Consider the following 23,271-nt stretch of genomic DNA (forward strand, 5'->3'; position numbering starts at 1 on the left):
GGGGTGGCGCGGGCGCCGGGCTATTTGCCCAGTGCCCGCGCCAGCATATCGCGATCGAGCTCGCCTTCCCATTTGGCGACCACGATCGTCGCCACGGCGTTGCCGATGAAATTGGTGAGCGCGCGGCATTCGCTCATGAACCGGTCTATGCCGAGGATCAGTGCCATGCCCGCAATGGGGACGCTCGGCACCACCGCCAGCGTGGCGGCAAGCGTGATGAAGCCCGCGCCCGTCACGCCCGCCGCGCCCTTGCTGGAAATCACCGCGACCGTCAGCAGTGCGATCTGCTCGCCAAGCGACAGGTCCACGCCGCAGGCCTGCGCGATGAACAGCGCCGCCAGCGTCATGTAGATGTTCGTGCCGTCGAGATTGAAGCTGTAGCCCAGCGGCACGACGAGGCCGACGATGCCCGGCGCGCAGCCGGCCGATTCGAGCCGGGCGATGAGCGGCGGCAGCGCCGCTTCCGAGGACGAGGTACCCAGCACCAGCAGCAGTTCGCTGCGGAGATAGGCAATGAGGCGCAGGATGGAGAAGCCGTTGGCCCGGGCGATGGCGCCCAGCACCAGCAGCACGAACAGCGCCGATGTGAGGTAGAAGGCCGCGACGAGCCCCACCAGATTGCCGAGCACGCCAAGGCCATAATGCCCGATGGTATAGGCCATGGCGGCGAAGGCACCGACCGGGGCAAGCCGCATGAGCAGCGCGACGAGCCGGAAGACGATCACCGCCAGACGGTCGACGAGGTCGACCACCGGCTCGGCTGGCTCCCCGACCAGCGCGATGGTGATGCCGAACAGGACCGCGACGAACAGCACCTGCAGGATCGATCCCTCGGTAAGGGCGGAGAGCGGCGTGGTGGGAATGATGTCCAGCAGGAAGGCGGACAGGCTGCTGTGCGCGGCCGCGCCGACATAGCCGGACACCGCCTCGCTATCGAGCGTACGCGGATCGATGTTGAGGCCGGCGCCGGGCTGCGCGACATTCGCGACGACGAGGCCGACCACCAGCGCCAGCGTCGACACCACGATAAAATAGCCGAAGGCGCGGGCTGCGACACGGCCGAGCTCGCCCAGCGCACGCATGTGGGCGATGCCGCTCACCAGCGTGAGGAAGATGACCGGCGCGATCACCATCTTGATGAGCTTGATGAAGCCGTCGGCCAGCGGCTTCATCGCGCTGCCCCATTCCGGCCGCAACGTGCCGAGCAGCACGCCCGCGACGATGGCGATCAGCACCTGCACATAAAGCTGGCGCGACCAGGCGAACCGCCGCCCTGGCGCGCCGCTCCTTTTCATCCCGATCGTCTCCATGATGCAGGCTGTCCCCGTCCTCGTTCGTCGGCCGATCGCCGGACCTACACGAGCGCTGCGTTTCGCGATACAGGTCGGTCCAAATCAATTGGAGAGGATTTTCATGGCGGACTATCACGCGCCGACCGGCGAGCAGCTTTTCGTGCTGGAGACGGTCGCGGGGCTGGAGAGCCTGAGTGCGCTGCCCGGCTTTGGTGACGCCACGCCCGAGCTTGCCGGCCAGATCCTCGAGGAATCAGCGCGGCTGGCGGAACAGGGCTTCGCGCCGCTCAACATGATCGGCGATCGCGAGGGCGCGCGGCTGTCGGAAGGCAGGGTGACGCTGCCGGCGGGCTTCGCGGAGGCTTATCGCGATTATGTCGAGGCGGGCTGGAATGGCCTTTCCGCCGACCCCGCGCATGGCGGGCAAGGCCTGCCCTTCGTGCTCTCGGTGGCGGTGCAGGAGCAGTTCACGGCCGCGAACATGGCCTTCTCGCTATGCCCGATGCTCACGCTGAGCGCGATCGAGGCCCTGCAGGCGCATGGCGACGCGGCGATGAAGGCGCTGTACCTGCCGCATCTCGTCTCCGGCCACTGGGCAGGCACGATGTTGCTCACAGAACCGCAGGCGGGCTCCGACGTGGGCGCGCTGCGCACGTCCGCCACGCCTACGGACGATGGCACCTATCGGCTGCGCGGCCAGAAAATCTTCATCACCTGGGGCGAGCATGACCTCGCCGAGAACATCATCCATTTCGTGCTCGCGCGCCTGCCGGACGCCCCGGCGGGGTCGAAAGGGATCAGCCTGTTCCTAGTGCCCAAATATCTGCCGGACGCGGACGGGAAGCCAGGCATACGCAACGACATCCGCTGCATCGCTCTCGAGCACAAGATGGGCATCCATGCCTCGCCCACCTGCACCATGGCGTTGGGCGAGGAGGGGGCGTGCGTCGGCTGGCTGATCGGCCAGCCCCATGGCGGCATGGCGGCGATGTTCACGATGATGAACCACGCCCGCATCAATGTCGGCAATCAGGGCGTCGCCATCGCCGAGCGGGCCTGGCAGGATGCGCGGGCCTATGCAGCGGAACGCGTGCAGTTCGGCCCCATCATTGGCCATGCAGACGTGCGCCGGATGCTGATGACCATGCACAGCCTGACGCAGGCGGCCCGCGCGATCGTCTATGCCAATGCCGCGGCCGTAGACCGGGCGCACAGCGAGCCGGACCCGGAAACACGCGCTTACTGGAAGCGGCGCGCCGATCTGCTGACCCCGATCAGCAAGGCCTGGGCGACCGATGTCGGCATCGAGGTGTCGAGCCTGGCGATCCAGGTGCATGGCGGCGCGGGCTTCATCGAGGAGACGGGCGTCGCCCAGCATTATCGGGACGCGCGCATCGCGGCCATTTACGAAGGGACGAACGGCATTCAGGCCATGGATCTGGCCGGCCGCAAGCTGCGGCTCGACAATGGCAAAGCGATGGCCGAGCTCGAAAGCGCGATCCGGCGCGACATCGATGACTGGCGGGATCAGGAGGCGCGGCAGGCCATGACGGTCGCGCTCGAGCGGCTGGCGCAAGCCCGCGAGGCGATGCTCGCGCATGATTCGGCGGGCGTGGGGGCGGCGGCCTCGCCTTTCCTTGCCCTGTGCGGCGCTGTGGCCGGCGGCTGGCTGCTCGGGCTCCAGGCCGAGGAGGCGGAGAGGCGTCTGGTCGCCGGGCAGGCGGATCAGGGCATGCTGAAGTCCAAGCGTGCGGCTGCGACCTTCTTCCTGCGGCAGCGCCTGCCGGTTGCGCTGGCGCAGATCGAGGCCGTGCGTGCGTCCCCCAGCCAGCTGCTCACCGGGAGCGATTTCCCCTCGGCCTGATCGCATCGCCTGAGAGCCTCAAGTTGATATTATCCATTTCGGTCACCGTTCGGCGCACAGAGAGGCCATGACAAAACGCCGGTCAGGAAGGAATATTATTCAAAATATTCAGTCATTTATAATGAATGTTGCTTTCAGGGCACAGTCGGCTGTTCGTTGTGAAAGGATGATGAACTCCGCTTGAATGAATATATCATGATAGCTAGTTTCCCTCCGCCAGCCTGTGAAACCGGCACGCCAGCATTCGCTGGCACCTCGATAATGAGCAATTCAGCGAGGGTTGGTTTCGCCAGGACTGGTCGGCCCACCAGACGGGCCACTGGTAAGGGAGAGGAACCAATGACTTCCATATTCGGCATCCATTGCAGGCGCGCGGCCCTGGCATGTTCCACCGCGCTCACCGTCTTCACGCTGCCCCAGGCCGTGCATGCGCAGGAAGCGCCGCAAGCCGCCGAGGAGCAGGCGATCGTCGTCACCGGCTCGCGCATCGTGCGCCGCGACTATGAAGCCAACAGCCCGATCGTGACGGCTGGCGAGGAGTTGCTGCAAAGAAGTTCGACCGCAGCGCTGGAAACCAACCTCAACAAGCTGCCCAACTTCACGCCGGTGCAGACGCCGTCGCTAGGCGGGGACATCCAGCCGACCGCGACCAACACGCCGGGCGCGGCGACGGTTTCGCTGCGCGGCCTCGGCACCAACCGCAGCCTCGTGCTGGTTGACGGCCGACGTACGACCCCCGCCAACGCGCTGGGTGTCGTCGACATCAACACCATCCCCTCCGCCGCTATCGAGCGTGTCGAGATCATCACTGGCGGCGCCTCCGCAACCTATGGTGCTGACGCTGTAGCCGGCGTGGTCAACTTCATCCTGAAGAAGAATTTCCAGGGCCTGCAGCTCGATGCCCAGATGGGCATCTCCCAGCGCGGCGATGGTCAGGAATATTCGATCAGCGGCATCATGGGCTCGAACTTCGAGGACGGGCGCGGCAACATCACCATCGGCCTCTCGGTCAACAATCGTGAATCCGCCTATCGCCGTGACCGCCCCTGGTTCCGTGATGCGTGGCAAGATCCGCGCTTCACTGGCAACGAGTTCTTCCCCTACTTCTCGGGCTATCAGCCGATCGGTTCAAATACACCGTCGCAAGCCGTGATGAACTCCATCTTTTCCGGGGCAGCCCCCGGTGCGGTCGGCGCAGGCTCGCGCCTTTACTTCAACGAGGATGGCACGGCTTTCTCCGGTTTCTTCCAGAGCCCGGCGGCAGGCGCCTATCGCTTCAAGGGTGATCTGACTGGCCTCAAGTACAAGAGGCAGGGCGACGGCACGCTGGGTCAGAACTTCCAGGACGAGTTGCTGCTGCTTCCGCTTGAGCGCTACAACATTTACACGCGCGGCAACTACGAGATCAACGACTGGGTTGGCGTGTTCGCGCAGGGCACATTCACCCGTGTGCAAACCCGGACGATCAACCAGCCCTCACCGTCGGTGAACGGCTGGTCGGCAGCCATCCCCAATGACGGCCGCGCGATCCCAACCGAGTTGGCCACGATCCTGAACAGCCGTGCGGATCCAACGGGACCCTGGCAGCTCACTTATTATCTCGACTTCATGAACCGTGAATCGAAGACCGACGTGCTTACCTACAACATGGTCGCCGGCTTCGAAGGCAAGATCCCGGGCACGGACTGGACTTGGGAGGTCTACGGGTCGCAGGGCGAATCGGAGACCAGCTCGCTCATCACCGGTACGGCCTCGCTCGAGCGTTTCCGCGCGGTGATCTCGGCGCCAAATTGGGGCGCCGGCTTCAGGGCGCAGGGCAATGCCGCATTCGGCGGCTTTGGCGCATCCTCAGCGACCTGCACCAGCGGCTTCGATCCTTTCAACAAGTCCACGCCGATCTCGCAGGATTGCATAGACGCGATCAGCGCGCCGCTCTCCAACCGCGCCGTGATGCAGCAGACCGTGTTCGAGGCGAACGCCCAGGGCGGCCTGTTCGAACTGCCCGCCGGACAGGCGCGGGTCGCGCTCGGTGCCAGCTATCGTCAGAATGCCTATGACTTCCACAACGATACGTTGACCGAGCAGGGCACGTCCTTCCTTGACCAGACGATCGGCATCTATCCGAGCGGAAGCTCGGCGGGCACGATCCGTAGCAAGGAGCTCTATGGCGAGTTGCTCATTCCGATCCTGGCGGATCTGCCGCTGGTGAAGAAGTTCGAGCTGAACCTCGGCGCCCGCAACGCGGACTATAACACGACGGGCAATGCGTTCACGTGGAAGGCCGCCGGCGACTGGGAAGTCACCGACTGGCTCCGCGTGCGCGGCGGCTACAACAAGGCGATCCGCGCGCCTAACGTTGCCGAACTCTACCTTGCTCCGCAGCAGACCTTTACGGCAGCTGGTGGCGGTGACGTCTGCCGCCTCAACAACACGCTGGCCTGGTCCGCCAATCCGGCGGCAAATTCGAATGCGGCGAACGTCCGTGCTGTCTGCTCGATCTTGATGAATCAGAACGACGGCACCAGCGGCCGAGACACGGCGGCCGTCTTCTACGGCGACCCGCAGTTCTACAACGCCCTCGGCCCGGCATTCGCATTCCCTACCCTTGTCGGTAACCCGAACATCAAGCCAGAGACGGCGAAGACCTGGACTCTGGGTGCGGTGATCAACTCGCCGTCGTCGAATGAGTTCTTCCGCCGCTTGCGCCTGAGCGTCGACTACTACAACATCAAGGTCGACGACGCGATTGGACCGCTCACGCTGGACACTGCCCAGCGCGCCTGCTTCGATCCGACCTTCAACCCCGCGATCACCAGCAATCCGACTGCGGCTGCGGCCACTGCGCAGTGCCAGGCAATCGGTCGCGTGACGGGAGACGGCGCCCTCGGCAACGTGCAGGTGACCTATCTCAACAATGGTCGCTTCCGCACGCAGGGCATCGACGCTCAGCTCGACTGGGCCTTCCCGGTCGGTCCGGGCACGTTCAGCCTCAACACCGTCTTCAACTATCTGCTCACGCTCAAGTCCGCTCCGCTTCCGGCTTCTGCCGGCGCGGCGGGTCAGCTGGTGGAATATGCGGGGACGCTGGGCCCGGCAGGCAGCAATGCCATCGCCGAGAATGGGCTTAATCCGGGCGCCTTCCGCTGGAAGTTGTTCAACACCTTCACCTATGGTGTCGGTCCGGTGTCTGTGTCGCTGCAGTGGCAGCATCTCCCGGCGGCCAAGTCGATCGCCTACACATCGAATAACGCCACGCCCTTCGTCGGTGCTCCCGCCTACGATCTGTTCAACCTGAACGGCAGCTTCTCAGTGACAAAGACGGCGTCGCTGCGCTGGGGTGTGGATAATCTGTTCGACAAGGCCCCGCCGCTGGTGGAATATAATGCTTCCAGCACGGGTCTGGCGAACGGCATTGGCGCGAGCCCGTTCAACGCCTACTTCTATGACTTGAATGGCCGGCGGTTCTACATCGGCGGAAGTTTCAAGTTCTGATCGACCGGAAGATGAGGGGCTGCCGGACCGGCGGCCCCTCCATCCAGACATCCGGCGAGCACTGCTCTCGCTGGGCGCTGTGATCTCGCCCCGGCTGGAAGCGGAAGGCGGACAAAGCGACGGTTCATCGAGGGAGGGGAAAGAATGGCAAGGCAGGCAAAGCGGTTTCTGAGCACCGCGCTGCTGGCACTGGCCCTCGCCGGCTGCGGCGGCGGCAGGGAGGAAGCGGACAAGGGCCCGGGCGCGATCGACCAGGCCCGGCTCGAAGCGGCCGCAAGCGATGACGACAACTGGCTGACCTACGGCCGCACATATGCCGAGCAGCGCTTCTCCAACCTCACGCAGATCAATGACGGCAATGTCGGCGAATTGTCGCCGGCATGGGTCGTCGAGCTGGACACCACGCGCGGGCAGGAAGGCACGCCGATCGTGGTCGACGGCATCCTCTACACCTCCACCGCATGGTCCAAGGTGGTCGCCGTCAACGCCGCGACCGGGCAGAAGCTCTGGCAGTTCGATCCGGAGAATGAGGGCTCCAAGGCGGCCCATGCCTGCTGCGACGTCGTCAATCGCGGCATCGCGGTGTGGAAGGGCCGGGTCTATGTCGGCACCATCGACGGCCGGCTCATCGCCATCGACGCGAAGACCGGCCAGAAGGTCTGGGAAACCGTCACCGTCGACCAGAAGAAGCCCTACACCATCACCATGGCGCCGCGCGTCGTGCGCGACAAGGTCATCATCGGCAACAGCGGCGCGGAACTGGGCGTGCGCGGCTATGTCTCGGCTTATGACACGGCGACGGGCAAGCTCGTCTGGCGCTTCTACACCGTGCCGGGCAATCCGGCGGACGGGCCCGACGGCGCCGCCTCGGACGAAGCCATCGAGAAGCTCGCCCGGCCGACATGGTCCGGCGACAATTACTGGAAGCTGGGCGGTGGCGGAACGGTGTGGGATTCCGTCGTCTACGATCAGGAGCTGAACCAGCTCCTCGTCGGCGTCGGCAACGGCTCGCCCTGGAATCACAAATGGCGTAGCGAAGGCAAGGGCGACAATCTGTTCCTTTCCTCCATCGTCGCGCTCGATCCGGACACCGGCAAGTACAAGTGGCACTATCAGGTCAATCCCGGCGAGACATGGGACTATACCGCCACGCAGGGCATCATGCTCGCCGACCTCAAGATCGACGGCAAGGACCGCAAGGTCTTCATGCAGGCGCCGAAGAACGCCTTCTTCTATGTGGTCGATCGCACTAACGGCAAGCTGATCTCGGCCAAGCCCTATGCCTATCAGAACTGGGCCGAGGGCATCGATCTCAAGACCGGCCGCCCGATAGAGAAGCCCAATGTGCGCTATGAGGACGGGCCGCAGCTCATCATCCCGTCGGGCATCGGCGCCCATGCCTGGATGCCGATGAGCTATTCGCCCAAGACCGGTCTCGTTTACATCCCCGCGATGGAGCATCCGCTGGTCTATGGCGACGCCAAGCCGTTCGAGATTCACGAGGGTCGCTGGAACACGGCCGTCTCCTTCCTCGATCCGCCGCCGCTCCCCGGCCTGCCGGACACGGTGGAGGGGCGCCGCAAGGCGCTCGAGGGCATGGTGAAGGGCAAGCTGGTCGCTTACGATCCGATCGCACAGAAGCCGGTCTGGGAAGTGCAGCGCGACTGGCCGTGGAACGGCGGCACACTGGCCACCGCTGGCAATCTCGTCTTCCAGGGCACCGCGAAAGGCGATTTCGAGGCTTATCGGGCCGACAACGGGCAGAAGCTCTGGTCCTTCCAGACGCATCGTGGCGTGCTCGCCGGGCCGATCACCTATCGCGTCAATGGCGAGCAATATGTCGCGGTGATGGCGGGCTATGGCGGATCGATGGGCATGGCCTCGGGCACGCCGTTCATGAAGAACAAGATGCCCAACGGCCTCATCATCGCCTTCAAGCTGAAGGGCAAGGCCACGCTGCCGCCCTATACGCCGATCCCGCTCGACAAGCCGACCCCGAGCGACGAGCGGTTCACGGCGGCGCAGATCGCCACCGGGCAGAAATATTTCTTCACCTTCTGCCAGATCTGCCATGGCGGCCCGGTCAACCCGGATCTGCGGCGCTCGACGCTGCTGCGGGAGAAGGACGTGTGGCAGCAGGTGGTCATCGATGGCGCCTTGTCGCAGAACGGCATGGCGAGCTTCCGCGACTATCTCACGCCCGCGCAGGCGGAAGGCATCCGCGCCTATCTGAACCAGCGCGCGAAGGAACTGCTGAAGGAAGAGGAAGCGAAGGGCGCCAAGGCGGACTGAGCTGCCTCTTCTCGCTTCGTGGGTGCGGCAGGCGCAAGGCCTGATGTGGCCGCGCACAGGAGCGATCCATGAATTGCGCCGTGCCGTCGGCGCAACCGAGCGCTGATGGAAAGCGGCATAGCCGTGGACTGCCGGCCCAGCTTTGCTGGGTCGGCAAGGCCCGGAATCATGCATCCTGGCGAGGCAAAAAGGCGCGCTGGCGGGATCCCGGCGAAAAGGACCGCGCCATCCTATTCCTGGCCTTGAAAGCGCAAGGCATTTGACCCAGTTCAGGGCCGGGACGCTGTGTCCCTCAAAACCATGGAAGCTCGTTGATCGAGTGAATCGATCTTTGGGCTCACTTTAATCAATTTTGTGCATTTAAGCCGGACGCCTATCTAAAGGTCGTCATTCAACCCAAGGAGCAGACCATGAGTCTCGTCAATACCCCGATGAAGCCGTTCGCAGCCACTGCCTTCAAGGAAGGCAAGTTCGTCGACGTCACCGACGCGGACGTGAAGGGCAAGTGGGCGGTCTTCTTCTTCTATCCTGCCGACTTCACCTTCGTCTGCCCGACGGAGCTGGAGGATCTGGCCGACATCTACCCCACGCTGCAGGGCATGGGCGTGGAAGTCTACTCGGTCTCGACCGACACGCATTTCTGCCACAAGGCATGGCATGACACCTCGCCGGCCATCGGCAAGATCAATTATTACATGCTGGGCGACCAGAACCACAGCATCTCGAACAATTTCGAGATCCTGCGCGAAGGCGTCGGCCTCGCTGATCGCGGCACCTTCGTCGTCGATCCGGACGGCATCATCCAGCTCGTCGAGATCACGCCGGAAGGCGTCGGCCGCAACGCGACAGAGCTTTTGCGGAAGATCAAGGCGCTTCAGTACTGGGCCAGCCATCCTGGCGAAGTGTGCCCCGCCAAGTGGGAAGAAGGCGAGAAGACTCTTGCGCCTTCGCTCGACCTGGTCGGCAAGATCTAATCAGTTCTCCCACGGTTCCGGGGCCCTTCGGGGTTCCGGGATCGGGAGCAGCCCGACCCCTGGCTGTCAGGCAAGGGGCAGGGGGTGAGGCGCACGCAGCGATCTGCGAAAATCCCGCCCTGACCCCGGCCCCTCTCCTGAAGAGAAGGGGGTTTCATCCAAAGGAGCTCACTATGTTGGACGCCGCGATCAAGACCCAGCTGCAGGCCTATATGGCCAACATCAAGCTGCCGATCGAGCTGGTGCCCTCGCTCGACGGCGGCGCCAAATCGGCCGAACTGCGCGACCTGCTCCACGAAATCGAAGGGCTGAGCCCCCTCGTCACGCTGGCAGCGGACGAAGGCGATGCGCGCAAGCCCAGCTTCCTCATCCGCCGCGCGGGCACGGACATCGGCGTGCGCTTCGCCGGCATTCCCCTCGGCCACGAGTTCACCTCGCTGGTGCTCGCCTTGCTGCAGGTCGGCGGCCATCCGCCCAAGGTGGATGATGACGTGATCGCGCAAGTGAAGGCACTGGAAGGCGACTTCGTCTTCGAGACCTATTTCTCGCTCTCCTGCCAGAACTGCCCGGACGTGGTGCAGGCGCTGAACCTGATGAGCGTGCTCAATCCGCGCATCCGCCACACCGCGATCGACGGCGCCCTGTTCAAGGCCGAAGTGGACGAGCGCAAGGTGATGGCTGTGCCCACCGTCTATCTCAACGGCGAGGTGTTCGCGTCCGGCCGCATGGACATCGAACAGATCATCGCGAAGCTGGACACCGGCGCGACGGCCCGCGCGGCCGAGAAGATCGCTGCCAAGGAGCCGTTCGACGTGCTCGTGGTGGGCGGCGGACCGGCCGGTGCGGCAGCGGCGATCTATGCCGCGCGCAAGGGCATCCGCACCGGCATCGTCGCCGAGCGCTTCGGCGGGCAGGTGCTCGACACCATGGCCATCGAGAACTTCATTTCCGTGCCCCACACGGAAGGGCCCAAGCTCGCCGCCGCGCTGGAGCAGCACGTCAAGGATTATGACGTGGACATCATGAACGTGCAGAAGGCGAAGAAGCTCGTGCCGGCGAAGACGCCCGGCGGCTATGCCGAAGTGCAGCTCGAGAGCGGCGCCTCGCTAAAGGCCAAGGCCGTGATCCTCTCCACCGGCGCGCGCTGGCGGCAGATGAACGTGCCGGGCGAGGACGAGTATCGCAACAAGGGCGTCGCTTATTGCCCGCACTGCGATGGCCCGCTGTTCAAGGGCAAGCGCGTCGCCGTGATCGGCGGAGGCAATAGCGGCGTGGAAGCGGCGATCGATCTCGCCGGCATCGTGGCGCATGTGACGCTGATCGAGTTCGACAGCCAGCTGCGCGCCGACGCGGTGCTCCAGCGCAAGCTCTACAGCCTGCCCAACGTCACGGTCATCACCTCGGCCCAGACGACAGAAGTGCATGGCGACGGCGAGAAGGTGATCGGCCTGACCTACAAGGATCGCAACAGCGGGCAATCCCATCTGTTGGAGCTGGAAGGCATCTTCGTGCAGATCGGGCTCGTGCCGAACACGGAGTTCCTGGTCGATACGGTCGGCCTCTCCAGTCGCGGCGAGATCGAGGTGGACGCGCGGGCGCATACGTCCCAGCAGGGCATCTTCGCGGCCGGCGACTGCACCACCGTGCCTTACAAGCAGATCGTCATTGCCATGGGACAGGGTTCCACCGCCGCCCTCTCGGCCTTCGACTATCTCATCCGGCTCGCGCCTGCCGACGAACAGGCGAAGGCGGCATAAAAGCCACAACCGGGCGGGAGAGGCGCCGGGAGTTTCCCCGGCCCGGCGCCTCCACCTTGCAACACCTTGATGAGCCGGTAGACTTCCGGTCAACGATCCGCCCCTTGCGCGGTTCAACGTCAATCAAGGATATGCATCGATGCACGCCAGGTTCGTTCTCACATCCCTGACGGCTCTTGCCGCCGTTTTCGCGACACCCGCCATGACCCAGACCAGCAACAGCATCACAGCCGAATGGACCGGACCTTATGGCGGCGTGCCCGCCTGGGACAAGGTGAAGGTGGCGGACTTTCCGCCCGCCTTCGAGGCGATGATGGCCTCGATCAAGGCCGACTTCGAGAAAGTGGTGTCCAGCAAGGCGGCGCCCACCTTCGACAACACGATCGCCGCCATGCAGACGGAAACGCTCGACGACCGGGTGATGCCGATCTGGGGCGTCTACACCTCCAATCTCTCCAATGACGAGGTGCGCGCGCTGCAGCGCGACTGGAGCCCGAAGCTGAGCGCTTTCTACAGCCAGCTCACGCTCGACCCGCGCTACTTCCCCCGCGTGAAGGCCCTCTATGACAAGCGGGCCACGTTGGGGCTGGACGCCAAGCAGATGCGCCTGCTCGAGCGCACCTATGACAATCTCGTGGCCAATGGCGCGCAACTCGACGCGGCGCAGAAGAAGGAGCTGGTGCGGCTCGGCACCGAGCTGGCCCAGCTCTACAGCACTTTCTCCAACAATCTGCTGGCCGATGAGGAGAAATATCTCACCTTCACCAGCGAGGCCGACCTGGCAGGGCTGGAGCGCGACTTCATCGCCACGATGAAATCCGCGGCGGAAGAGCGCAAGGTGCAGGGCTGGGTGCTGGTCAACACGCGCAGCTTCGTCTCGCCATTCCTCGAAAGCTCGACGCGGCGCGATCTGCGCGAGAAAGTGTTCAAGGCCTTCGCGAACCGCGGCGACAATGGCGACGCGCATGACAACAATGCCGTGATCGCGAAGATCGTGGCGCTGCGCGCGGAGCGGGCGAAGCTGCTCGGCTTCCCCACCCATGCCCATTTCCGCATGCGCGACACCATGGCCGGCACGCCGGAAAAGGCGATGGACCTCATGATGAAGGTGTGGCCGGCGGCCGTCGCGCGGGTCGATCAGGAAGTCGCCGACATGCAGGCCATTGCCGATGAGGAAGCCAAGGCGGGCAAGGGGCCCGGGATCGTCATCGAGCCCTGGGACTATCGCTTCTATGCGGAGAAGGTCCGCAAGGCCAAGTACGACCTCGACCAGAATGAGGTGAAGCCCTATTTCCAGCTCGACAAGATGGTCGCCGCCATGTTCGACGCGGCGGGGCGGCTCTATGGCTTCAGCTTCACCGAGAATACGGGCAAGGTGCCGGTGTTCCACCCCGACATCCGCACGTTCGAAGTGACGCGGAACGGCAAGGTGGTCGGCCTCTTCTATCTCGACACCTGGGCTCGCACCGGCAAGCGCTCGGGCGCCTGGATGACGACCTACAAGAGCCAGAATCACCTCAATGACAGCGAATATGTGCTGGCATCCAACAATAATAATTTCGCCAAGGGGCAGCCGGGCCAGCCCACGCTCATCAGCCTCGATGATGCAAGCACGCTGTTCCACGAGTTCGGTCACGCGCTGCATTATCTGAGCTACGACATCACATGGCCGGGGCTGGGCGGCACGCCGCGCGACTTCGTGGAATATCCGAGCCAGGTGAACGAGAACTGGCTGCTCACGCCTTATGTGCTCGAGACCTATGCGCGCCACTACCAGACCGGCGAAGCGATCCCGCAGGCGCTGCTCGACAAGATCGAGGCGAGCAAGACCTTCAACGAGGGCTTTTCCACCGTGGAATATCTCTCCTCGGCGATCGTCGACATGAAGCTGCATAACCGGGCGACCGCGCCCACCGACATCGACGCCTTCGAGCGCGAGACGCTGGCGGAGATCGGCATGCCGAAGGAAATGATCATGCGGCACCGCCTGCCGCAGTTCAGCCATCTCTTCTCGTCGGATGCCTATTCGGCGGGCTATTACAGCTATCTCTGGTCCGAGACGATGGACGCCGACACATGGGCCGCGTTCGAGGAGACCGGGAATGTCTGGGATCCCGAGACGGCGAAGCGCTTCAACGCCACGTTGCTCTCCACCGGCAACGAGACCGACCGCGCCGAGGCCTATCGCGCCTTCCGCGGCCGCGATCCCGACGTGAATGCGCTGCTGCGCCGGCGCGGCTTCCCGGTGCCGGGCGAAGCGGGCGAAAAAGGCAAGTGACGGATTGAGGAGAGGGAGTGCGGCCAGGCCGCGCTCCCTCTTCACATCGGGCGGATCATTCCGGCCGCGTCCATATCCACGTGCCGAACACAAGAGCGGCGGCGATGGAGGCGAGCGGCCACGGCCAGGGCGCCATCGCCAGCGAGATGCCGACGCTCAGCGCGAAGGCGACCAGCGCCGCACGCTTGCCCCGCCGGCTGATCGCGCCGCGCTCGCGCCATGCCCGGATCGGCGGACCGAAGCGGGGAGACTCGATCAGGCGCCGCTCCAGCGTGGGGCTGCTCCGCGCGAAGCAGAACGCGGCGAGGATGAAGAAAGGCACGGTCGGCAGCAGCGGCAAGACGATGCCCGCCGTGCCGAGCAGCACGGAGAGCGCGCCGCCCGCGAAGAACAGCGGTCTCAGCAGCATGGCGCGAGGGGGCCGTGCGGGCCAGTGGACCGACCCGGGATGAGCGACAACGTCAGGATCGCCTGAAGCTCCAGCGCATTGGCCGCGATCCGTCCAGCATAGCGATCTCCGCTTCGAGATGGCCGTCGGTCAGCCGATAGGTGACGCGCTGCGGATAATCATTGTCCGGATTGACGAAGCTGACCGACGCCGCCTCCGGTCCGCCGGACGGGGTCTGCCGGTCCATCGCGAAGCGGGTGGGCGGCGCGCCGCCGGGCTGCGCGATGAAGACGATCGTCCCGCCCTCGCGCACGATGCGCATATGCTCGAAGCTGTAGCTGCGCTCGCCGCCGAACATATGGCCGCTGCCGATCATCATCGCGCCACGCGGGGTAGTCCAGCATTCCTCGCTGAAGCGCGCCTCGCCCGTCTCGGCGAGCCAGCAGCCGGCCATCCAGCCGGGCAGCGACGCGACGACGGGCGCATCGGCCCGCGCGCCTGCCGCCGCCAGCAGGCCCGGCAGGATCATGACCGCCACGAGCATGTTTCGCTGTGCAAACCGCATGGCCGCCTTCCTGCCCGTGCGACGGGGCGGAGTCAAAGCTTCGTCCATCGCCGCCATGCGCAGGCGCGCGGTCGATCTTAAAGCTGTTGCTGCGGAACTCGCCGCGCGGCTTCGGCCGCCGCGCTCGCCAGCCGGTCGGCGCGCTCGTTTTCCGGATGGCCGGCATGGCCTTTCACCCAGCGCCAGTCGACCCGGTGCCGCCCGCTCGCTTCCAGCAGCGCCTGCCACAGGTCCGCATTCTTGACCGGCTTCTTGTCGGCCGTGCGCCAGCCATTGCGCTGCCAGCCGTGAATCCAGCGGGTGATGCCGTCCTTCACATAATTGCTGTCGGTGGAGAGGATCACATGGCAGGGGCGCGTCAGGGCTTTCAGGCCCTCGATGGCGGCCATCAGTTCCATGCGGTTGTTCGTGGTGTGCGCCTCCCCGCCGGAAAGTTCCTTCTCATGGCCGTTGAAGCGCAGCACCGCGCCCCAGCCGCCGGGGCCGGGATTGCCCTTGCAGGCGCCATCCGTGAAGAGCTGGACCGTCTGCGTCATCGAGCGTGCCGGACCAGCTCCGGCGCATAATGGGCCAGCCGCCGCACATAAGCGAGCGGGTCCTTGCGCGTGACCAGCGCATCCGCCGGGGTGTTCAGCCAGTCCCATGCGCGCGAGAGGGCGAAGCGGATGCAGGCGCCGCTCGCGAGATTGCGGAACTGCGCCTGCTCGAAGGGCGAGAGCGGAAAGCGGCTTTCATAGCCGCGCAGCAGCCCGTCCCCCACGGCGGCGTCATGATGGCGACCAGTGGTATCGAACGACCAGGCGCTGTGCATGATGGCAAGATCGTAGACGCGGATGTCCGTGCAGGCGAAATAGAAATCGATCAGCCCGGTAACCTTGTCCCCCAGCATCAGCACATTGTCCGGGAACAGATCGGCATGGATCGCGACATGATCGAAGTCGTCGGGCCGCCAGGCGGCCGTCACCGCGTCGATGGCAAAGCCCAGATCGTCATGGAGACCGGGCGCGATCTCGTCGAGGCTGCGCCCGCAGCGCTCGAACAGCGGCTGCCAGCTCGCCATCCCCATCGAATTGGCGCGGGTCGGCGTGAAATCCGCAACGGCGGCATGCATGTCCGCCATGGCCCGGCCCGCCGCGAGAGCCTGCGCGGGCGTGGGGTGCGAGAGCGAGACGCCGGGCAGGAAGCGGATGAGGCAGGCGGGGCGGCCCGCCAGCTCCTGGATCTCCCGCCCTTCCCGATCCTTCACGGCAGGGGGGACGGGCAGTCCCTTGTCGGCCAGATGATCGAGCAGGGCCATGAAGAAAGGCAGGTCCGCCGCATCGACCCGCTTCTCGTAAAGCGTCAGTATGAACCGCGCGCCCGTGCCGTCCGCACCGGTCGTGTCGACCAGATAATTGCTGTTCTCCACGCCCTCGGCGATGCCCTTGGCCGCGACCAGCGTGCCGACGTCATAGCGCTCAAGGAAAGCGGCCAGCGTCTCGGCCGGAACCTGCGTATAGACGGCCATGCGCTCAGGCTGCTTCCAGGCCGCGCGGCAGCTTGAAGGAAATCACTTCGGTCGAGGTGCGCACTTCCTCCTCGGTGATGGCGAAGCGCTGGCCGAGCGCGTCGATCACGCCGCGCACCAGCACTTCGGGCGCGCTGGCGCCGGCAGTGAGGCCAAGCGTCGCGATGTCCCCGAGCCACTCCAAATCGAGATCGTCCGCGCTGCGGATGAGCCGGGCGCGCGCGCCGCATCGCTCGGCCACTTCCACGAGGCGCAGCGAATTGGAGCTGTTGGGCGCGCCGATCACCAGGACCGCCTGCGCCCGGGCCGCGATCTCCTTGGCGGCGGCCTGCCGGTTCGAGGTCGCGTAGCAGATGTCCTCGCCCTTGGGGGCCGCGATATCCGGGAAGCGGCGCTGGAGAATGGCGACGATTGAGGCGGTGTCGTCCACCGAGAGCGTGGTCTGGGTGAGGAATGCCAGCGACTGCCCGGGCGCGGTCGTGATCGCCTCGGCATCCGCTTCGGTCTCGATGAGAGTCATCGTGCCCTCGGGCACCTGGCCGAAGGTCCCGATCACCTCCGGATGATTGGCATGGCCGATGAACAGGATATGCCGCCCGGCCTCGACTTGCCGTTCGGCCTGCCGATGGACCTTGGAGACGAGCGGGCAGGTCGCGTCCAGATAATCCAGTCCGCGCGCCTGCGCATGGGCCGGCACCAGCTTGGGTACGCCATGCGCGGAAAAGACGACAGGCCGGCCATCGGGCACTTCATCGAGTTCATCGACGAACACGGCGCCGCGCGCGCGCAGGCCATCGACCACGAAGCGGTTATGGACGATCTCGTGGCGGACATAGACCGGCGGCCCGAATTTCTCGAGCGCGCGCTCCACGATCATGATCGCGCGGTCGACACCCGCGCAGAAGCCACGGGGCGCGGCGATGAGCACGTGGAGCGGCGGGAGCGTTAATGATGCGGCCATGTAGCGCTCTTTAGGGCCATGGAACGCGCAGGGAAAGGCGCTTCCTTTCAGTTGCGCGGCCGGGGGTCCGCGACTAAGAAGCGCGGACTTGTTTGCGAGCCGGTGCCGCCTTGCGCGCCGGATGAAGAAGGGTTTGGGCCATAGTGCGGATCGCCGCTGCATCGAAATTCGTCGTTCTGGCCGGCGCGCTGGCAGTCGTATCCGGCTGTGCGAAGCGGGGCGACATCGATCCGACCGGCCAGGGCATCATCCAGTTCCGTTCGGCATGCCCCATCGTCGCCATCCCCGCCCACACCGGCGACATCACGGTCTTCGATCCTCCGCAGAGCCGGGATGCGGCGGCCGTGGACATCGTGGCGAACATCACCAATCTGCGCTCGAGCTGCACGCCCACCGGCGAGGAAATCCACAGCCAGGCCACTTATCTGGTGAGGGCGCTGCGTCGCGATCCGGGTCCGGCACGCGACGTGGATCTGCCGGTCTTCTCCACGGTGGTGCGCGGCGGCACGCAGGTCATCGCCAAGCGCGTGACGACCGTCCGCCTGCATTTCGCGGAAGGGTCGCTGCGCGCCGAGGCGAACGGCACGGCCGCCGCTTATGTCAATCGCGCCGCGGCGACGCTGCCGTCGGATATCGAGCAGATGATCACCAAGCCCCGCCGCACCGGCGATGCGGACGCCGCGCTCGATCCGCTGGCGCGCCCCGAAGTGCGGGCGGCGATCCAGCGAAGCAGCTTCGAGCTGCTCGTGGGGTTCAACCTGACCACCGATCAGCTCCGCTACAACATCACCCGCTGAGATTTTTTCCCGGCGGCCGGGCGATCATGACCATCCTGTCGCCGGACGCCGCCGCTGACAGGACTGCATGACATGAGTATCTTTGCCCGCACTGCCGCTGCGCTCGACGGCCTGCTCGACGAGATGGTGGCCGCCGGAGAATTGCCCGCCGGCCTCAACCGGACGGCCGTGACCGTCGAGCCCCCGCGCGACCCTTCCCATGGCGACATGGCGACCAACGCCGCCATGGTGCTCGCCAAGCCGGCCGGCACCAATCCGCGCGCGCTCGCGGCGCTGATCGTGGCGCGGTTGAGCGCGCTGCCGGACGTAGAAAGCGTCGACATCGCCGGGCCCGGCTTCATCAACTTGCGCCTCGTGCGGTCGGCATGGGAAGGCGAGCTGGCCGCCGTCCACGCGGCTGGCGCCGATTATGGCCGCTCCGCCACCGGCGCGGGCCGCACCGTCAATATCGAATATGTCTCGGCCAATCCGACGGGCCCCATGCACATGGGCCATTGCCGCGGCGCGGTGGTGGGCGATGCGCTCGCCAGCCTGCTTGCCTTCAGCGGCTATGACGTCACCCGCGAATATTATATCAACGATGCCGGCAGTCAGGTGGAGACGCTCGCCCGCTCCGTGCACCTGCGCTATCGCGAGGCGCTGGGCGAGGACATCGGCGAGATTCCCGAAGGCTTCTATCCCGGCGACTATCTGGTCCCCATCGGGCAGGCGCTCGCCGCCGAGTTTGGCGACACTTATGTCGCCGCCGCCGATTCGCTCTGGCTGGAGCTGTTCCGCACGCGCGCCGTCGCGGCGATGATGGACATGATCCGCGACGATCTCGCTTTGCTCGGCATCCATCACGACCTCTTCTCCTCCGAGGCGGAGATGCAGCGCAGCGGCAAGGTGGACGCGGCGATCGCGCGGCTCGAGGGCATGGGGCTCATCTACGAAGGCACGCTGGAGAAGCCCAAGGGCGAGGCCGACGAGGACTGGGAGCCGGTCCCGATGGTGCTTTTCCGCGCCAGCCAGTTCGGCGACGACAGCGACCGGCCGGTGAAGCGGCCGAACGGGCAATATACCTATTTCGGTAACGACCTCGCTTATCATGCCGAGAAGGCCAGCCGCGCGGACGAGCTGATCGACATCTGGGGTGCCGACCATGCCGGCACCGTCAAGCGCATCAAGGCCGCCGTCGCCGCGCTGACCGGGGGCAAGGCCAGGTTCGACGTGAAGCTCGTGCAGATGGTGCGGCTGCTGCGCGACGGCGAGCCGGTGAAGATGAGCAAGCGCTCGGGCAATTTCGTCACGCTCGCCGATGTGGTGGAGGAAGTGGGCAAGGATGTCGTGCGCTTCACCATGCTCACGCGCAAGGCGGACGCGCAGATGGACTTCGACTTCGCCAAGGTGGTGGAAGCCTCGAAGGACAATCCGGTGTTCTACGTGCAATATGCCCATGCGCGGATTTCCTCGCTCGGGCGGCGCGTGAAGGAGACATTTCCGGACACACTCCCGGCGCCCGACCTGTCCCGCTTCGGGGCGGAGGAACTGGACCTCATCCGGCAGCTCGCCAATTTCCCGCGCGTGGTGGAGAGCGCCGCCCTGGCGCGCGAGCCGCACAGAATTGCCTTTTATCTCTATGACTTGGCTGCATCCTTCCATGGCTGGTGGAATCTCGGCAACGATCAGCCCGAGCGTCGCGTCATCGTCGCGGGCGATGGCGCGATCACGGCGGCGCGACTGCACTTGAGCGCGGGAATCGGGCAGGTTATCAGGAACGGGCTCGCCCTGATGGGTGTCGCGGCGCTTGAGGAGATGAGCTGATGACTGCCGAACAGGGGGATGGTTTCAATCTGGACGATCGCGACCGACTGCCCTGGCTGGAGCCCGCCGGGGCCGAGGAAGAGCCGGAGCGCGCCTCGTCCGCGAAAGTGATCGGCCTCGTGCTGGCCGGGCTCGTGCTGCTCGGTGCCATCGTCGGCGGCGGCTACTGGCTCAAGAACCGGAACGGCGCGGCAGGCGGAACGGAGGAGGCCCGCCTCATCCAGTCCGAGGGACAGAGCTTCAAGATCCCCGCCAATGCGTCCGATGCCCGGGAATTCGACGGGGAAGGCGACGCGGCTTTCGATGCGAGCGAGGGTGGCGAAGCAGCCGGCCGCATCGATGTCAGCAAGGCCCCAGAGGCGCCGCGGACCGACCTCAAGGCCGCGGTCGAACCGACGACGCCGTCTGCCCGCCCTGCCGCCGGCAAGCCCAATGTGACCGCGCCCGTCAAGACCGTCTCCGTCGCCTCGAAGAAGCCTGCGACCACGGCGGCGAGCGCGAGCGACGGCACCCCGCGCATCCAGCTCGGCGCTTTCGGCTCCAAGGAGATCGCGGAAGGCGTCTGGAAGAAACTGTCCGGCCGCTTCGAATATCTCGCGCCGCTTGGCCATTCGGTGGAGCCGGTGGAGACCGGTGGCAAGACGCTGTACCGCCTTCGCGTGCCCATGGCCTCCGTCGCGGAAGCCGGGACGACCTGCGGCAAGCTCCGCGTGGCGGGCGAAAACTGCATGGTCGTCCGCTGAGCCGCATGGGGGAACCGGGGCACAGGCCATGAAGCCAGTGATCTTCGGCCTTGCGGGCGAGCGGGTGAGCGAGGCGGAACGCGCGCTGTTCCGCGCCTGCGATCCGGCGGGCTACATCCTGTTCGGGCGCAACATCCGCGACCGCGCGCAGGTCCGCGCGCTGACCGACGAGCTGCGCGAGATCGCCGGGCGCGACGATCTGTTCATCATGATCGATCAGGAAGGCGGCCGGGTCGCGCGGATGCGCGCGCCGGAATGGCCGGATTATCCGCCCGCTGCCGCATTCGATGCGCTTTACGAGCTGGCACCGTCGAGCGCGATCGAGGCGGCGCGGTGCAACGCGCGCGCGCTCGGCGCGATGCTGGCCGAGGTCGGCATCACGGCGGACGCGGCACCGGTGCTGGACGTGCGGCAGGAAGGCGCCAGCGATATCGTGGGTGATCGCTCGTTCGGCAGCGAGCCGATGCGCGTCGCGGCGCTCGGCCGTGCGACGCTGGACGGCCTGCGGGCCGGCGGCGCGGTCGGCATCGTCAAGCATATGCCGGGCCATGGCCGGGCGCTGGTGGACAGCCATCATGCGTTGCCCACCGTCACCGCGAGCAGCTGGGACCTGGAACGCGACATGGCGCCGTTCCGCGCGCTCAACGGCGCGCCGGCGGGCATGACGGCCCATATCGTCTACACTGCCTGGGACGCGGAGCGCCCCGCCAGCCTTTCGCCGCGCGTGATCGGCGAGATCATTCGCGGCGCCATCGGCTTCGACGGGCTGCTGATGTCCGACGATCTCGACATGAAGGCCCTGAGCGGCGCGGCGGACGAGCTGGCGGCCGGTGTCATCGCGGCGGGCTGCGATCTCGCGCTCAATTGCTGGGGCCGGATGGCGGAAATGACCGCCATCGCTGCCCGGCTGCCCGACATGAGCGAGCGCGGGCGCGAGCGACTGGCGCGGGCGATGGAGACGATCGCCGACGGGCCGGACGCGGACTGGCCGATCGAACGGTCGCTCGCCACGCGCGATGCCCTGCTGGCGCAGCGGGCATGAGCGGGGACGCCGGCTCCGGGGCTGGCGACACCGACTGGAACGAGCCCGTCCGCCGCGCGCCGGGGGAAGCCGTGCTCACTGTCTCGGTGGAGAGCTGGGAAGGGCCGCTCGACGTGCTGCTCGCGCTGGCGCGGACGCAGAAGGTGGACCTGCGCGAAATTTCCATCCTCGCCCTTGTCGAGCAATATCTGCGCTTCATCGAGGAAGCGGCCGAGCTGCGGCTGGAGCTGGCGGCGGACTATCTCGTGATGGCGGCCTGGCTTGCCTATCTCAAGTCCGGCCTGTTGCTGCCCCGCGAAGCCCAGCCCGATCCCTCGCCCGAGGAACTGGTCCTGCGCCTGCATCTGCGCCTGCAGCGGCTGGAAGCGATGCGCGAGGCGGGCGCCCGGCTGCTGGCCCGGGACCAGATCGGCCGCGACGTGTTCGTCCGACCCGCGCCGGAAGGGCTGCATCGCCCGCGCGCGATCGTCTGGCGCGCGAGCCTTTATGATCTCATCCAGGCTTATGGGCAGGTGAAGGCGCGCACGGCGCCGCGCATCCACATCGTCCATCGCCGGCCGGTGATGACGCTCGACGAAGCGATCGAACGGGTCTCGCGCCTGGTCGGCATGGAGATCGACTGGGCAGCGCTCGGCCGCTTCCTGCCGGACACTGCCGATCCGCAGTTGCGCCGCTCGGCGCTGGCGAGCAGCTTCGTGGCGGCGCTGGAGCTGGCCCGGCAGGGCCGGGTGGAGCTTCGGCAGGAAGGGATTTTCGAGCCGCTCTATCTTAGGGCTGCGTCCCGCCCGGCGGGAGCAGGCGCATGACGGGGGACATGGCCGCGCGGCTCGTGGAAGCCGTGCTTTTCGCTGCCGAGGGGCCGCTCACCCCGCAGGAAATCGCGCGCCATGCCGGGCTGGAAGGCAGCGCGCTGCCGCATCTCGCGGCCCTTGCCGATCATTATGCCGGGCGCGGCATCGAGCTCGTCGAGCGGGGCGGCCGCTGGCATTTCCAGACCGCGGCGGACCTTTCTCACATCCTGCGGCGCGAGCGCGAGGAGCCGCGCAAGCTCTCCCGCGCCGCCGTCGAGACGCTGGCGATTATTGCTTATCACGAGCCGGTGAGCCGCGCCGAGATCGAGGCGATTCGCGGCGTGCAAGTGGCGAAGGGGACGCTGGACGTGCTCATGGAAGCCGGATGGGTGCAGCCGGCGGGCCGGCGCGAAGTGCCCGGGCGGCCGCTCATTTATGCCACCACGCCCGATTTCCTCAGCCATTTCGGCCTTGCCAGCCGCCGCGATCTGCCGGGAATCGACGATCTGCGGGCGGCCGGTCTCCTCGATCCCGTCGACCTCGCCATGGAAGCCGCGGAGGCGCATTCGCTGCTGGAAGGGGAGGAAGAGGACGAAGCGCGGGACGAGCCGGCCGACGAGTGACTTGCGCTTTTCCGGCCGGGCGTCCCGGATTTGTCACGATCGCGGGGCATGGCGCGCTGCCCGCATGACATCATGGCGGACAATCGACGCCGCCATGCATTG

18 protein-coding genes are annotated in these 23,271 nt (G+C 66.0%); 12 read left to right on the plus strand and 6 right to left on the minus strand.

All coding sequences use genetic code 11. From position 1 onward, the window contains the following. Window positions 1-20: 20 nt before the first annotated feature. On the minus strand, window positions 21-1,295 hold the full coding sequence (gene dctA, locus HNP60_RS02585; RefSeq protein WP_041392454.1) for a C4-dicarboxylate transporter DctA: 1,275 nt from the start codon (window positions 1,293-1,295) through the stop codon (window positions 21-23). Window positions 1,296-1,413: 118 nt separating this feature from the next. Here dctA and HNP60_RS02590 point away from each other — a divergent pair, with 118 nt between their 5' ends. From HNP60_RS02590 to HNP60_RS02615, 6 genes are all read left to right on the plus strand, one after another. Next, on the plus strand, window positions 1,414-3,156 hold the full coding sequence (locus HNP60_RS02590; RefSeq protein ID WP_184149855.1) for an acyl-CoA dehydrogenase: 1,743 nt from the start codon (window positions 1,414-1,416) through the stop codon (window positions 3,154-3,156). A 339-nt stretch (window positions 3,157-3,495) separates the two neighbouring features. Next, entirely contained in the window at window positions 3,496-6,648 is a 3,153-nt protein-coding gene (locus HNP60_RS02595) for a TonB-dependent receptor domain-containing protein (protein ID WP_184149858.1), read from the plus strand. A gap of 144 nt (window positions 6,649-6,792) precedes the next feature. Continuing rightward, the gene (locus HNP60_RS02600; protein ID WP_184149861.1) at window positions 6,793-8,940 is read left to right on the plus strand and encodes a PQQ-dependent dehydrogenase, methanol/ethanol family; all 2,148 of its coding nucleotides are present in this window, start codon (window positions 6,793-6,795) and stop codon (window positions 8,938-8,940) included. Between the two features lie 410 nt (window positions 8,941-9,350). Then, window positions 9,351-9,914, plus strand: a complete 564-nt coding sequence (gene ahpC / locus HNP60_RS02605) for an alkyl hydroperoxide reductase subunit C (RefSeq protein WP_184051044.1) — start codon at window positions 9,351-9,353, stop codon at window positions 9,912-9,914. Window positions 9,915-10,087: 173 nt separating this feature from the next. Beyond that, a complete protein-coding gene (gene ahpF, locus HNP60_RS02610; protein ID WP_184149864.1) occupies window positions 10,088-11,671 on the plus strand; it encodes an alkyl hydroperoxide reductase subunit F in 1,584 nt (527 codons plus the stop codon). A gap of 139 nt (window positions 11,672-11,810) precedes the next feature. Next, window positions 11,811-13,949, plus strand: coding sequence for a M3 family metallopeptidase (locus HNP60_RS02615; protein WP_184149867.1), 2,139 nt, complete (start codon window positions 11,811-11,813; stop codon window positions 13,947-13,949). A gap of 55 nt (window positions 13,950-14,004) precedes the next feature. Here the strand turns inward: HNP60_RS02615 and HNP60_RS02620 are convergent, their stop codons facing one another. The 5 genes from HNP60_RS02620 to ispH form a co-directional block, all read right to left on the minus strand. Next, on the minus strand, window positions 14,005-14,358 hold the full coding sequence (locus tag HNP60_RS02620) for a YbaN family protein (RefSeq protein WP_184149870.1): 354 nt from the start codon (window positions 14,356-14,358) through the stop codon (window positions 14,005-14,007). 52 nt (window positions 14,359-14,410) lie between these two features. After that, window positions 14,411-14,902, minus strand: a complete 492-nt coding sequence (locus HNP60_RS02625; RefSeq protein WP_184149873.1) for a DUF6265 family protein — start codon at window positions 14,900-14,902, stop codon at window positions 14,411-14,413. A gap of 77 nt (window positions 14,903-14,979) precedes the next feature. Further along, window positions 14,980-15,438 carry a ribonuclease HI gene (rnhA, locus tag HNP60_RS02630; protein WP_184149876.1) on the minus strand — a complete coding sequence of 153 codons (459 nt, stop codon included), beginning with the start codon at window positions 15,436-15,438 and terminating at the stop codon, window positions 14,980-14,982. After that, on the minus strand, window positions 15,435-16,409 hold the full coding sequence (gene thrB / locus HNP60_RS02635) for a homoserine kinase (RefSeq protein ID WP_184149879.1): 975 nt from the start codon (window positions 16,407-16,409) through the stop codon (window positions 15,435-15,437). Before thrB ends, rnhA begins: the two co-directional genes overlap by 4 nt. Before the next feature lie 4 nt (window positions 16,410-16,413). After that, window positions 16,414-17,370, minus strand: coding sequence for a 4-hydroxy-3-methylbut-2-enyl diphosphate reductase (gene ispH, locus HNP60_RS02640; protein WP_184149882.1), 957 nt, complete (start codon window positions 17,368-17,370; stop codon window positions 16,414-16,416). A 143-nt stretch (window positions 17,371-17,513) separates the two neighbouring features. Between ispH and HNP60_RS02645 the strand changes: the two genes are divergently transcribed. The 6 genes from HNP60_RS02645 (at window position 17,514) to scpB (ending at window position 23,169) form a co-directional block, all read left to right on the plus strand. Beyond that, entirely contained in the window at window positions 17,514-18,167 is a 654-nt protein-coding gene (locus tag HNP60_RS02645) for a hypothetical protein (protein WP_184149885.1), read from the plus strand. A gap of 72 nt (window positions 18,168-18,239) precedes the next feature. Then, on the plus strand, window positions 18,240-19,970 hold the full coding sequence (argS, locus tag HNP60_RS02650) for an arginine--tRNA ligase (protein WP_184149888.1): 1,731 nt from the start codon (window positions 18,240-18,242) through the stop codon (window positions 19,968-19,970). Next, a complete protein-coding gene (locus HNP60_RS02655) occupies window positions 19,970-20,713 on the plus strand; it encodes an SPOR domain-containing protein (protein WP_184149891.1) in 744 nt (247 codons plus the stop codon). The genes argS and HNP60_RS02655 overlap by 1 nt, the downstream gene beginning before the upstream one ends. 28 nt (window positions 20,714-20,741) lie before the next feature. Beyond that, window positions 20,742-21,755 (plus strand): beta-N-acetylhexosaminidase, encoded by a 1,014-nt coding sequence (gene nagZ, locus HNP60_RS02660; protein WP_184149894.1) that lies wholly within the window; start codon window positions 20,742-20,744, stop codon window positions 21,753-21,755. After that, on the plus strand, window positions 21,752-22,561 hold the full coding sequence (locus HNP60_RS02665; RefSeq protein WP_221414652.1) for a segregation and condensation protein A: 810 nt from the start codon (window positions 21,752-21,754) through the stop codon (window positions 22,559-22,561). Before nagZ ends, HNP60_RS02665 begins: the two co-directional genes overlap by 4 nt. Continuing rightward, window positions 22,558-23,169: an SMC-Scp complex subunit ScpB gene (scpB, locus tag HNP60_RS02670; protein ID WP_184149897.1), complete on the plus strand. Its 612-nt coding sequence runs from the start codon at window positions 22,558-22,560 to the stop codon at window positions 23,167-23,169. Before HNP60_RS02665 ends, scpB begins: the two co-directional genes overlap by 4 nt. Window positions 23,170-23,271: the final 102 nt, after the last annotated feature.

This window comes from Sphingobium lignivorans (assembly GCF_014203955.1).
In the GTDB taxonomy this organism is placed as follows: Bacteria; Pseudomonadota; Alphaproteobacteria; order Sphingomonadales; family Sphingomonadaceae; genus Sphingobium; species Sphingobium lignivorans.

What these genes read in the sequence shown, in the direction of transcription:
- HNP60_RS02600 (WP_184149861.1), top strand. Translation starts at nt 6,793, where the DNA reads ATGGCAAGGCAGGCAAAGCGGTTTCTGAGCACCGCGCTGCTGGCACTG.
- HNP60_RS02655 (WP_184149891.1), top strand. Translation starts at nt 19,970, where the DNA reads ATGACTGCCGAACAGGGGGATGGTTTCAATCTGGACGATCGCGACCGA.
- ahpC (WP_184051044.1), top strand. Translation starts at nt 9,351, where the DNA reads ATGAGTCTCGTCAATACCCCGATGAAGCCGTTCGCAGCCACTGCCTTC.
- HNP60_RS02620 (WP_184149870.1), bottom strand. Translation starts at nt 14,358, where the DNA reads ATGCTGCTGAGACCGCTGTTCTTCGCGGGCGGCGCGCTCTCCGTGCTG.
- thrB (WP_184149879.1), bottom strand. Translation starts at nt 16,409, where the DNA reads ATGGCCGTCTATACGCAGGTTCCGGCCGAGACGCTGGCCGCTTTCCTT.
- scpB (WP_184149897.1), top strand. Translation starts at nt 22,558, where the DNA reads ATGACGGGGGACATGGCCGCGCGGCTCGTGGAAGCCGTGCTTTTCGCT.
- HNP60_RS02625 (WP_184149873.1), bottom strand. Translation starts at nt 14,902, where the DNA reads ATGCGGTTTGCACAGCGAAACATGCTCGTGGCGGTCATGATCCTGCCG.
- nagZ (WP_184149894.1), top strand. Translation starts at nt 20,742, where the DNA reads ATGAAGCCAGTGATCTTCGGCCTTGCGGGCGAGCGGGTGAGCGAGGCG.
- ispH (WP_184149882.1), bottom strand. Translation starts at nt 17,370, where the DNA reads ATGGCCGCATCATTAACGCTCCCGCCGCTCCACGTGCTCATCGCCGCG.
- dctA (WP_041392454.1), bottom strand. Translation starts at nt 1,295, where the DNA reads ATGAAAAGGAGCGGCGCGCCAGGGCGGCGGTTCGCCTGGTCGCGCCAG.
- argS (WP_184149888.1), top strand. Translation starts at nt 18,240, where the DNA reads ATGAGTATCTTTGCCCGCACTGCCGCTGCGCTCGACGGCCTGCTCGAC.
- rnhA (WP_184149876.1), bottom strand. Translation starts at nt 15,438, where the DNA reads ATGACGCAGACGGTCCAGCTCTTCACGGATGGCGCCTGCAAGGGCAAT.
- ahpF (WP_184149864.1), top strand. Translation starts at nt 10,088, where the DNA reads ATGTTGGACGCCGCGATCAAGACCCAGCTGCAGGCCTATATGGCCAAC.
- HNP60_RS02590 (WP_184149855.1), top strand. Translation starts at nt 1,414, where the DNA reads ATGGCGGACTATCACGCGCCGACCGGCGAGCAGCTTTTCGTGCTGGAG.
- HNP60_RS02665 (WP_221414652.1), top strand. Translation starts at nt 21,752, where the DNA reads ATGAGCGGGGACGCCGGCTCCGGGGCTGGCGACACCGACTGGAACGAG.
- HNP60_RS02615 (WP_184149867.1), top strand. Translation starts at nt 11,811, where the DNA reads ATGCACGCCAGGTTCGTTCTCACATCCCTGACGGCTCTTGCCGCCGTT.
- HNP60_RS02595 (WP_184149858.1), top strand. Translation starts at nt 3,496, where the DNA reads ATGACTTCCATATTCGGCATCCATTGCAGGCGCGCGGCCCTGGCATGT.